Source organism: Paracidovorax cattleyae (genome assembly GCF_900104515.1).
Lineage (GTDB): Bacteria > Pseudomonadota > Gammaproteobacteria > Burkholderiales > Burkholderiaceae_C > Paracidovorax > Paracidovorax cattleyae.
The window spans coordinates 36889-47456 of record NZ_FNJL01000016.1; the positions used below are offsets into that span (position 1 = coordinate 36889).

The following is a 10568-nucleotide window of genomic DNA, read 5'->3' on the forward strand; positions in this document are numbered from 1 at the left end:
TGCTAGAAGTTGAGGCCGAGATAGGTTTCGACGCGATCCGCGGTGAAATCGATCATCGCCTCGGTCAGCCCTGGATAGATGCCCAGCCAGAACGTGCTCTCCATGACGGTGTCGGTATTTTTCAGGCTGCTGGCCGCGCGATAGTTCTGCCCCTGCATGGAGGGCTGCCGCGTCAGGTTGCCGGCGAACAGCAGGCGCGTGCCGATGCGGCTCTGTTCCAGGTATTCCAGCAGATCGACACGGCGGGTTCCGGCCGCTTCCCTCAGGGTCAAGGGAAAGCCGAACCAGGAGGGTTGCGAATTTTCTGTCGCCCGCGGCAGCACGAGGAATTCCTCGCAGGACTTCAACCGGGACAGCAGTTGCTCGAAATTGCGTTGCCGCGCCGCGATGAAGCCTGGCAGCCGGTCCATCTGCGCCAGCGCGCACGCGGCCTGCATGTCGGTGATCTTGAGGTTGTAGCCCACGTGCGAGTAGGTGTACTTGTGGTCGTAGCCGTGCGGCAGATCCCCCAGTTGCCAGCCATAGCGCTTTCCGCAGGTGTTGTCCTTGCCAGGGCCGCAATAGCAATCCCGGCCCCAGTCCCGGAACGAGGTGACGATGCGCGCCAGTTCATCGTCGTTGGTGAAGACCGCGCCGCCTTCCCCCATGGTGATATGGTGCGCGGGGTAGAAGCTCAGGGTGCCGATGTCGCCGAAGGTGCCCACCAGCCGGCCATCGTAGGTGGAGCCCAGCGCATCGCAGCAGTCCTCGACGAGCCAGAGCCCGTACTTGCGGCACAGCGCCTGCACCATTTCCAGGTTGAAGGGATTTCCCAATGTATGGGCCAGCATGATGGCCTTGGTGCGCGGTGATATGGCCGCTTCGATCAGGCTGGCGTCAATGTTGTAGGTGCCGAGTTCCACGTCCACGAAAACCGGCACCGCTCCATTCTGGAGAATGGGATTGACCGTGGTGGGAAAGCCTGCGGCCACGCCGATCACCTCGTCGCCGGGGCGGATGGCCCGCTCGCCCAGGGCCGGAGAAGTGAGTGCCGAGAAGGCCAGCAGGTTCGCCGACGAGCCGCTGTTCGTCGTGAGCGCATGGCGCACCCCGAGGTACTCGCGCAGGCGCTGTTCGAAGGCATCGTTGAAACGGCCCGTGGTCAGCCAGCCGTCGAGCGAGGCGGCCACCATGTTCTGCAGCTCGGGTTCCCCGATGACCTTGCCGGAGGGCGGGATGGCCGTCGCGCCCGGCAGGAACGGTTGGGAGCGATACGCCAGGGCAGCGTATTCCCCGACGAGTGCGGCGATCTGCTCGCGGATGTGGTGCAGCTTGTCCATGGAATTTCAGCGCCCGGCGGCGCAATACGAGTCGATCTGGTCTTCGGTGACCTGCCGCATGTCCAGGCCGCGCCCATGGGCGGCGTGCCAGTCCGTGATGCGCTCCAGCGCCTGGGAGAGCGTCCACCGGGAGCGCCATCCGAGCACGGCATGCGCCTTGCTGCTGTCGAGCCTGAGCATGCGGGCTTCGTGCAAGCCGCCAGTTGCCGCGGCAAAGCGGCAATCGACGGGCTGCGGCCATGCAGCAGCCAGTTGCCGGATGACGTCGCCTACGCTGCGGACATCCTCATCGGAAGGCCCGAAGTTCCACGCCCCGGATATCGCGCCGCCCTGCTCCACCATCTGCCGGGCCAGGCAAAGGTAGCCCGCCAGCGGCTCGAGAACGTGCTGCCACGGCCGCACCGCGGCAGGATGGCGCAACTCCAGCGCGGTGCCTTGCCCGGCCGCACGCAGGAAATCCGGAATCAGGCGGTCCGCGGACCAGTCGCCGCCCCCGATCACGTTCCCCGCGCGCGCAGTGGCGAGCGCCACGCCATGCCTTCCGTGCTGCTGGAGCGAAAAGAAGGAATTCCGGTAGCAGGCCGCCACCAGCTCCGCACAGGCCTTGCTGTTGCTGTACGGATCGAAGCCCCCCAGCGCGTCGTCCTCCCGGTAGCCCCAGAGCCACTCCCGGTTTTCGTAGCATTTGTCGCTCGTCACCACGACGACCGCGCGCACCGCGGGCGTGCGCCGTACGGCCTCCAGCAGATGGACGGTGCCCATGACATTCGTCGAATAGGTGGCCACCGGATCGGCATACGACTGGCGCACCAACGGCTGCGCAGCCAGGTGGAAAACGACCTCCGGTGCCGCCTCCTCCAGGGCGGCGGACAGCAGCGCCGCATCGCGCACGTCGCCGATGACCGAGCGCATGCCGTGGGCAGCCCGGGTGAGCGCGAACATCGAGGGCGTGGATTCGGGCCCCAGGGCATAGCCGGTCACTTCGGCGCCGAGCCGCTGCAGCCAGAGCGAAAGCCATGTCCCCTTGAACCCGGTATGGCCGGTGAGGAAGACCTTTTTCCCGGCCCAGAAGCCTTCTGCAGGCACCACTGCGGCATTCACCATGTCTTCCACGGCGCACGGCCGCCCTGCCAGAGCTGCTCCAGATAATTCTTGTCGCGCAGCGTGTCCATCGGTTGCCAGAACCCCTCGTGCCGATAGGCCCGCAGTTCACCGTTGCGGGCGAGTGCTTCGAGCGGAGGCCCTTCCCAGACCGTGTCGTCGGCTTCGATCAGATCGAACACGGCCGGAGAGAGAACGAAGAATCCGCCATTGACCATGCCGCCGCCGCCGTCGGGTTTTTCCCGGAAGGACAGCACGCGATCGTCTTCCAGGTCCAGCGCGCCGAAACGCCCCGGCTGGCGGGTGGATGTGAGCGTGGCCAGCCGCCCATGCGCTTTGTGGAACTGGATGAGCGCCGCGATGTCGATGTCGCCCACACCGTCGCCATACGTGAAGCAGAACGCCTCGTCGTTGCTGACATACCGTTGCACACGGCGCAACCGGCCGCCCGTCTGGGTCGCGTCGCCGGTATCCACCAGCGTCACCCGCCAGGGCTCCGCATAGCGTTCATGCACCTCCATGCGGTTGCTTGCCAGATCGAACGTGACGTCCGACATGTGAAGGAAGTAATTGGCGAAATACTCCTTGATGACATATCCCTTGTAGCCGCAACACACGACGAAATCGTGAATGCCATGGTGCGAGTACATCTTCATGATGTGCCACAGGATGGGCCGCCCGCCGATCTCCACCATGGGTTTGGGCTTTTGCTGGGTTTCCTCGCTCAGGCGCGAACCCAGGCCCCCGGCCAGGATGATGGCTTTCATGCCGCCCCGCTCCCGGAAGGGCCGGCCAGGGCCTGCCGCCCCCGGGACAATGCATGCACATAGGCATTCTGGAAATGGGCGACCCGGTCCTCGATGCCCTCGCCGACGACGGCCGGCCGCTGCGCCTGGTCCACGCCCGCCTGCACCCTGGCGCAGATGCCGCCGTCTTCCGCGAACACCTTGCGGGTGAACGCGTGGCCATCCTCATGGATGTGCTCCATCATCCTGGCGCCAGCGGGCGTGGAGTTCTGGAACTCCACGCCGATGGTCCTGGAATGGACGGTGGTCCGGCGTGCCTCGGTCGGCTCGAACGACTGGACGTGGAAGCTGTACCCCATGAACGACGTGACGGTCAGGTTGGGAAAGATGTGGTGGTGCGTGTAGTGCTCGAAGCGCCAGGGCCACTGTCCGATCTTGCGCTCCATGCGGGCGAACCGTGCGACCCATTCCGCATCGGCCGCGTGCTCCAGGTGGCTGTGCAGCCGGTCTTCGAGGAAGAAGCGCGGGGCCGCCTCGGCCCGGTCCATTCCATCGATCTGCATGAAGGTGCGCGAATGGACGGCAGGCACGTGGTAGCCCTCCAGGGCATTCTCGATCACGATCTTCCAGTTGGCCTCGACCGGCTCGCGGAATTCGTCCAGCACGCCCTGCATGCCCTGGCTTGCCCGCTCGAGGAAGCCATATTGCCCGCCCAGGTATTCCCGCAGGGAAGGGCCGGTCTCCGCAATGCGGACGAAAACGAACTGGCCCACGGCCTCGCAGCCGAACTCCTGCAGGCGGAAGCGGGACGGCTCGGCAACCACTTCCGGAAAGCACTGCTTCGCCGGAATGCCGACCGGCACCCCTTCCCGGTCGTACACCCACCCATGGTAGGGGCATCGCGCCGGGCCGCGGTGGGCACCGGATCCGCACAACTGGGCATGCCGGTGAGAGCAGACGTTGAGGAAGGCACGTGGCCGGCCCTGGCTGTCGCATTGCAGCAGCAGCGACACCCCTGCCACCTGCACCCCGCGGTGCACGAGGCCCTCGAGCTCCAGGCGCATGCAGACGAAGACCCAGCTCTCACGGAACAGGCCCTGCATCTCCGCAGCATGGTGCCCGGCATCGCGGTAGAAGTGGGGAGAAACGGCACTCATCGGCATGGTCGACTCTTCTCTGGAATGTTGCGAAGGCTGCTGGGGATTCCGGTCGGCGTAAGGCGGACCGGACGGAAACCCGGAACGCCGATTCTCGCGAAGGACGTTCCGCTCATGGCCTTCGCCTACCCCCGCATTGCCTGCTCCATCACACCGATGAGCCGCGACATCTGCGCACCGGGCATGTGCGGGAAGAAAGGCAATCCGATCAATGTGCCGGCAAGGGCTTCCGCCCGCGGCGCGGGCCGCACGATGCTCCGGGGGACCAGGGCCTCCATGCGGTGCATGAGGGGCTGGTACCAGCGCCGGGTGGCGATGCCCTGCCCGGCGCACAGGGCTTCGAGCCGGTCCCGGCAGGCGGCGTCCGGCATGCGCGCGCACAGCAGCGTCGGGGCGGCGATGCCGCCGGCCGGCCCGACCTGCTGCCAGGCGAGCCTTCCGCCCGCCGCGCGGGCCAGGGCCTCCTGCATGGCGCGATGCTGCGTGCGCCGCGTCCGGGCACCTTGCTCCCAGCAGGCGAGCGATGCCAGCGCCACCGCGGCGTGCAGTTCGCTCATCTTGGCATTCGTGCCGGCGGCGGCCAATGCGCCCACGGGCAGATGCGAGGCAGGGTCGAGATTGATGCCGAAGTTGGACAACTGGCGCACCCGCTCGGCCAGCCCGGGACGCGACGACACCACGAATCCCCCCTCTCCGGCCGGCAGCGACTTGGTGGCATGCAGGCTGAACACCAGGGTGCCGTGGGCATCCGCGAGCCACTGGCTGCCGAAACCGGCCGCCGCGTCAATCACCACCGGCAGGCCCGTGGTCTCTTCGAAGCGTCGCCAGGCGGCCATGTCATGCGGCATGCCGAGGGCTGCCACGGGCAGGACGGCATCCACGGCACCGGCGGCGTGGGCGGCGGCGGCGATCTCCGGCGTCAGCAGCCAGCTGCCATCCTCCACGTCGCAGAGCACCGGCACATGGCCGGCCCGCAGGACGGCCGTCGCCGTCGCGGCGAAGGTGAAGGTGGGCACCAGTACGCGGGCTCCCTCGCGCAATCCCAGCGATTGCAGCACCAGTTCCAGGCCGAGGGTGGCGCTGGCCACGGTCGCGACCTGGGCACGGGACACTCCGAAGCGCTCCGCGAAACGGGCCTCCAGCTCGCGCACGAGCGGGCCGCCGTTCGAGTAGTAGCGGGACGCATGCATGCGCTGCAGGTAAGGCAGCAACGCCTGCGGGTCCGGCACGTCCGGCACCAGCAGGGGGATGGGATCGGTGGAGCTGCCTGCGCTCATGCGGGGGCGGCGCCGCGCGCCGGCGTCCTGCCGCGGTCCCCGCGTTCCAGGCGCGCCATGGCGGGCTCCGGATCGGCGAACACATTCAGGAACTGGTCGCGGCCTTCCAGGAAATTCAGCCACATCAGCCGGAATGCCTTCTCCAGCTCGCGCGTGCGGCCCGTGTAGTCCATGAGCGCGCAGGCGGACAGGCGCTCGCGGGTCTCGTGCCGCAACCGCACCAGGGTGGCGGTGTCGGCCATGAGGGCCAGGGCACGTTCGACGTAGCCGTCCTCGTCCTGCGCGACCCACTCGCCGTAGCCCACGCCCTGCAGGGTGCGCGCGGAACTGGCGTCCACGCCGCGTTCCGCGTCCAGCGCCACCACGGGCAGCCCCATCCACAGGGCGTGCAGGGTGGTGGTGCCGCCCGAGATCGGCGAGGTGTCCAGCGCGACGTCGGCGATATGGCCCAGTTCCATGAACTGCGCGAGCGGCTGCTGGTGCATCACGAACACGCGGTCCTGCGGCAGGCCGGCCGCCTCCACCCGGGGCTGCATCGCCGCCTGCGCGGCCTCCGGCGTGCGCTCCTTGACCATGATGATGAGGCGCGCATCCGGCCTCGCTTCCAGGATGCGGGCCCACACGCGCAGCATGGCGTCCGTGATCTTGGCCGAATTGTTCAGCGATATGTACGTGGGCTGGGCACCGTCCGCGACGGGGGGCGTGGCGCACAGCGGCGCGTAGGTCGGCGGCGCATAGCTCGCCATGCAGGCCAGGTGGAAGAGGCGCTCGCTGTAGTAGCCCTCGTGCCCGGGGGGCGTGATGCCGGCATCGGTCAGCCGGTAGTCCATGGCCTTCATGCCCAGCGGCAGCATGAACCCCAGCCATGTCACCTGCACGGGCGCCGCACGGCGCGCGAACACGGACAGCCGGTGTCCCGCCGTGTGGCCGGAAAGGTCCACCAGCACGTCGATGGCGTGCGAGCGGATGAGGCCGTGCACCTGGTCGTCGCTCATCCCCTGGATCTCGTGCCAATGGGGCACGCAGGCCTGCATGGCGTCGGTGATGGCATCGCGCCGCCCGCCGGAATAGACGTGCACCTCGACCGCCGCGGGATCGTGGTGGCGCAGCACCGGCAGCATGAAGAAGGCGATCGAGTGCTCGCGGAAGTCGGCGGTCACGTAACCGATGCGCAGGCGCCGCCGCGGATCGCGGTCGATGCCCGTGAGTGGCGGCGCCTTGCGCGTGAGCGGATCGGCGAAGCGGCGGCCCCATTCCTGGTAGACCTGCAGCGTACGGACGGGATCGCGGTCGGCCTGGCTGTGCAGGAAGGCACGCATCACCCACATGGCGGAGCTGCCGCCGCGCTGGCAGACGTCGTCGATCATGCGCAGCGCCTCTTCGCGCCGCCCGATGTTGAAGAGCGCGAGCGACAGGCCGTGCTGCGCATCGGCCATCTGAGGCTGGAGTTCCAGGGCCGTTTCCAGCGCGGCAATCGCGTTGGCCCAGTTTTCCATCTTGAGGAAGGTGCGGCCCATCAGCAGCCAGGCATCGGGGCGGCGCGGATCGAGCGCCAGCGCCGAGGTGAAGTGCTTGATGGCGCCGGGCAGGTTGTCCGACGCCAGGCACTGCTCGCCGTTCACCAGCTCCAGCAGAAGCTGCGTCTCGTTGCCGAGCGTGATGTGTTTGCCGTCGATCGCTGCCATGGATTCCTGCCGGCTCGGTGCCGCTTGCATGCCGGCGCGCGAGCGGCGGCGGTTGGAAGAAGGGTGGCGGACGGTGCCCGAAGCTGCCGCAGGGTTCATTCTAGAGAGGCCGGCGACCAGGCAACGGGTGGAAAACGCGGGGTTTGCCCGCTTTCTCGCGCCAACACCGGCGCCGGGGCGCGGCCATGTGGCCCGGCGCGGCATGCACGCTACAGAACCGGGTTTTCCGGCCGATAAATACCTCGATACATTTACATTAGGCTGCTGACGCGCCCCCGGCCGGGAGCGCTCCACCACGCCGCCGCACTTCGCTCAAGCATGTTCGTCATCATCGGTTACATCGTCTGCCTGGGGTGCATCTTCGGGGTCTTCATCGCACACGGCGGCAATATCTCCGTGGTGCTGCATGCGCTGCCGTTCGAGATCGTCACCATCCTGGGCGGCGCCCTGGGCGCCTTCGTGGTGAACAACCAGCCCAAGGTGCTCAAGGCCACGCTCAAGGCCCTGCCGATGGCGTTCAAGGGCTCCAAGTACACCAAGGCGCGCTACATGGAACTGATGGCGATGCTCTACGAGATCCTGCAGAAAGCCCGCAAGGAAGGCCTGATGGCGATCGAGAAGGACGTGGAAGCGCCCCACGAGTCGGAAATCTTCAAGAAATACCCCACGGTCGGGCACGACCACCACGTGATCGAGTTCACCACCGACTACCTGCGCATGATGGTGTCGGGCAACCTGAACGCGCACGAGATCGAATCGCTGATGGACAGCGAGATCGAGACCCATCACCAGGAAGCCCATGCCCCCGTGGCGGCCCTGGCCCGGCTGGCCGGCGCCCTGCCCGCCTTCGGCATCGTGGCGGCCGTGCTCGGCGTGGTGAACACCATGGGCTCGGTGGGCCAGCCGCCCTCGGTGCTGGGCGGGATGATCGGTTCGGCCCTCGTGGGCACCTTCCTCGGCATTCTGCTCGCCTACGGCGTGGTGGAGCCGCTGGGCGGCCTCGTGGAGCAGAAGCTCGAGGACGCCGCCAAGGAACTCCAGTGCATCAAGACCACTCTGCTGGCCAGCATGCAGGGCTACAACCCCGCCACGGCCATCGAGTTCGGCCGCAAGGTGCTCTTCTCGGGCGACCGGCCCAGCTTCTCCGAGCTGGAAAGCCACGTGAAGGGCAAGAAGTAACCCGGACACCCGCCGAAAGGCGCACGCCATGGCCGACAAGAAGCTCCAGCCCATCATCATCAAGCGCATCAAGAAGGGCGGCCACGCCGCCCATGGAGGCGCCTGGAAGATCGCCTATGCCGACTTCGTGACGGCCATGATGGCGTTCTTCCTGCTCATGTGGCTGCTGGGCTCGACCGCCAAGGGCGAGCTGCAGGGCATAGCCGCGTATTTCGCCTCCCCGCTCAAGGTGGCGATGCAGGGGGGCGACGGCTCGGGCAACAGCTCCAGCATCATTCCCGGCGGGGGCAACGACCTGTCCAAGGTGCATGGCCAGGTCCGTCGCTCGGACTCCGACACCGCCACCAGCCGGCGGACCAACATCGAGAACGCGCGCGCCGAGCAGGCCCGGCAGGACCAGATGCGCATCAAGGCCCTGCAGGCCAAGATAGACGCGCTGATCTCGGAAAACCCGCGCCTGAAGGAGTTCAAGTCGCAGATCCGCATCGACGTGACGCCCGACGGCCTGCAGATCCAGATCGTGGACGACCAGAACCGGCCGATGTTCGACAGCGGCAGTGCGTTGGTAAAACCCTACATGCGCGACATCCTGCGGGAAATCGGCGCCGCGCTCGGCGGGGTGGAAAACCGCATCAGCCTGTCCGGCCACACCGATGCCGCGCCCTACGGCAACGGGGACCGGGGCTACAGCAACTGGGAGCTGTCGGCCGACCGTGCCAATGCCTCCCGCAGGGAGCTGGTGGCCGCGGGCATGCCCGATGCCAAGCTGGGCCGCGTGGTGGGGCTCGCGGCGAGCGACCTGCTGGAGCCCGAGAACCCGCGCGCGCCCGTGAACCGGCGCATCACCATCACGGTTCTGACCAAGGAAGCCGAGGAACGGCTGCTGGGCAAAAAGGCCCCGCAGATCCCCATATCGGAACTGGCGGCGGAAAAGCGTGAAAATCCTGCATCGACACAGCAGCCGTAACGTCTTGTCACCAAAGCGGCTGCCCCTGACAATAGCTCCTGCAATTTCCGACCGAAAGGGTCCCACGTGACCACTGCCCTTCGCTTTTTGATCGTTGACGACTTCTCCACCATGCGGCGCATCGTGCGCAATCTGCTCAAGGAAAGCGGGTTCACCGACGCCGACGAGGCCGAAGACGGCGTCGCGGCGCTGAACAAGCTGCGCAACAGCAAGTTCGATTTCGTGGTCACCGACATCAACATGCCTAACATGAACGGGTTCCAGTTGCTGGCCGAGATCAAGAAGGACGACAAGCTCAAGCACCTGCCCGTCCTCATGGTCACGGCCGAGGCGCGCAAGGAAGACATCGTCGCGGCCGCCCAGGGCGGCGCGGCTGGCTACATCGTGAAGCCTTTCACCAAGGCGACGCTGGAAGAGAAAGTCACGCTGATCCTCAAGAAGCTGGGACTCTGACCATGGACACGCCGGACCACAACGCCCCGGACTCTGCGGATGTCCACAACAAGATCGGCCAGCTCACCCGCCAGCTGCACGATGCGTTGCGGGAACTGGGCTATGCCGAGCAGTTGAAGGGCTCGATGGGCGAGTTGCCCGACGCCCAGAGCCGCCTCTCCTACATCGCCCGGCTCACCGGCGAGGCCGCGGAGAAGGTGCTCAACCGCGTCGAGCAGGCCAAGGCCCAGCACGATTTCATCGCCGAGGAGACGCGCCGTGTGGTGGCGTCCCTCGTGAAAGACCCGGTTGCCGCAGTGGCCAAGGGCGAGATCATGAACTTCCTGCACGACGTGGAACGCGTGACCAAGGAAGCCGACGTGCATCTCACCGAGATCATGATGGCGCAGGATTTCCACGACCTCACCGGACAGGTGATCGCGCGCGTGGTGAGCCTGGCCGGCACGATCGAGCAGCAGCTGGTGCAACTGCTCATCCAGACGGCGCCCCCGCAGGCCATGCCGGCGCCCGCGCCTGCCCCGGTCGCCGCCGCTCCCGAACCCCGCCGCGAACACCTCGCCGGCCCGGTGGTGGACCCGGAAAACACCCCGAACATCGTCACCAACCAGTCGGAAGTGGACGACCTGCTGGCCAGCCTGGGCTTCTGACCCGCCCGGCCGGCACCGCGGCAGCCCGGCGACAGGG

General features: G+C 67.0%; 10 protein-coding genes. 4 read left to right on the forward strand and 6 right to left on the reverse strand.

All coding sequences use genetic code 11. From position 1 onward, the window contains the following. Window positions 1-2: 2 nt before the first annotated feature. From rfbH to BLR05_RS14440, 6 genes are all read right to left on the reverse strand, one after another. Window positions 3-1319 (reverse strand): lipopolysaccharide biosynthesis protein RfbH, encoded by a 1317-nt coding sequence (gene rfbH, locus BLR05_RS14415; RefSeq protein WP_092835360.1) that lies wholly within the window; start codon window positions 1317-1319, stop codon window positions 3-5. Window positions 1320-1325: 6 nt separating this feature from the next. Continuing rightward, window positions 1326-2423 carry a CDP-glucose 4,6-dehydratase gene (gene rfbG, locus BLR05_RS14420; RefSeq protein ID WP_092835485.1) on the reverse strand — a complete coding sequence of 366 codons (1098 nt, stop codon included), beginning with the start codon at window positions 2421-2423 and terminating at the stop codon, window positions 1326-1328. Then, window positions 2417-3187: a glucose-1-phosphate cytidylyltransferase gene (gene rfbF / locus BLR05_RS14425; protein ID WP_092835362.1), complete on the reverse strand. Its 771-nt coding sequence runs from the start codon at window positions 3185-3187 to the stop codon at window positions 2417-2419. Before rfbF ends, rfbG begins: the two co-directional genes overlap by 7 nt. After that, a complete protein-coding gene (locus BLR05_RS14430; protein WP_225979010.1) occupies window positions 3184-4329 on the reverse strand; it encodes an aromatic ring-hydroxylating oxygenase subunit alpha in 1146 nt (381 codons plus the stop codon). Before BLR05_RS14430 ends, rfbF begins: the two co-directional genes overlap by 4 nt. 119 nt (window positions 4330-4448) lie before the next feature. Next, on the reverse strand, window positions 4449-5600 hold the full coding sequence (locus BLR05_RS14435; RefSeq protein ID WP_208606017.1) for a DegT/DnrJ/EryC1/StrS family aminotransferase: 1152 nt from the start codon (window positions 5598-5600) through the stop codon (window positions 4449-4451). Then, a complete protein-coding gene (locus BLR05_RS14440) occupies window positions 5597-7285 on the reverse strand; it encodes an O-linked N-acetylglucosamine transferase, SPINDLY family protein (protein ID WP_092835491.1) in 1689 nt (562 codons plus the stop codon). Before BLR05_RS14440 ends, BLR05_RS14435 begins: the two co-directional genes overlap by 4 nt. Before the next feature lie 318 nt (window positions 7286-7603). On the opposite strand from BLR05_RS14440, the gene motA reads away from it, so the two are divergent. From motA to BLR05_RS14460, 4 genes are all read left to right on the forward strand, one after another. Further along, the gene (motA, locus tag BLR05_RS14445) at window positions 7604-8464 is read left to right on the forward strand and encodes a flagellar motor stator protein MotA (protein WP_092835364.1); all 861 of its coding nucleotides are present in this window, start codon (window positions 7604-7606) and stop codon (window positions 8462-8464) included. 28 nt (window positions 8465-8492) lie between these two features. After that, on the forward strand, window positions 8493-9431 hold the full coding sequence (motB, locus tag BLR05_RS14450; protein ID WP_092835366.1) for a flagellar motor protein MotB: 939 nt from the start codon (window positions 8493-8495) through the stop codon (window positions 9429-9431). 66 nt (window positions 9432-9497) lie between these two features. Further along, window positions 9498-9884: a chemotaxis response regulator CheY gene (gene cheY, locus BLR05_RS14455; protein WP_092835368.1), complete on the forward strand. Its 387-nt coding sequence runs from the start codon at window positions 9498-9500 to the stop codon at window positions 9882-9884. Between the two features lie 2 nt (window positions 9885-9886). Further along, window positions 9887-10531 carry a protein phosphatase CheZ gene (locus BLR05_RS14460; protein ID WP_092835370.1) on the forward strand — a complete coding sequence of 215 codons (645 nt, stop codon included), beginning with the start codon at window positions 9887-9889 and terminating at the stop codon, window positions 10529-10531. Window positions 10532-10568: the final 37 nt, after the last annotated feature.

Coding starts and splice junctions, on each gene's coding strand:
- motB (WP_092835366.1), top strand. CDS start 8,493: ATGGCCGACAAGAAGCTCCAGCCCATCATCATCAAGCGCATCAAGAAG.
- BLR05_RS14435 (WP_208606017.1), bottom strand. CDS start 5,600: ATGAGCGCAGGCAGCTCCACCGATCCCATCCCCCTGCTGGTGCCGGAC.
- rfbH (WP_092835360.1), bottom strand. CDS start 1,319: ATGGACAAGCTGCACCACATCCGCGAGCAGATCGCCGCACTCGTCGGG.
- BLR05_RS14460 (WP_092835370.1), top strand. CDS start 9,887: ATGGACACGCCGGACCACAACGCCCCGGACTCTGCGGATGTCCACAAC.
- rfbF (WP_092835362.1), bottom strand. CDS start 3,187: ATGAAAGCCATCATCCTGGCCGGGGGCCTGGGTTCGCGCCTGAGCGAG.
- BLR05_RS14440 (WP_092835491.1), bottom strand. CDS start 7,285: ATGGCAGCGATCGACGGCAAACACATCACGCTCGGCAACGAGACGCAG.
- BLR05_RS14430 (WP_225979010.1), bottom strand. CDS start 4,329: ATGCCGATGAGTGCCGTTTCTCCCCACTTCTACCGCGATGCCGGGCAC.
- motA (WP_092835364.1), top strand. CDS start 7,604: ATGTTCGTCATCATCGGTTACATCGTCTGCCTGGGGTGCATCTTCGGG.
- rfbG (WP_092835485.1), bottom strand. CDS start 2,423: ATGGTGAATGCCGCAGTGGTGCCTGCAGAAGGCTTCTGGGCCGGGAAA.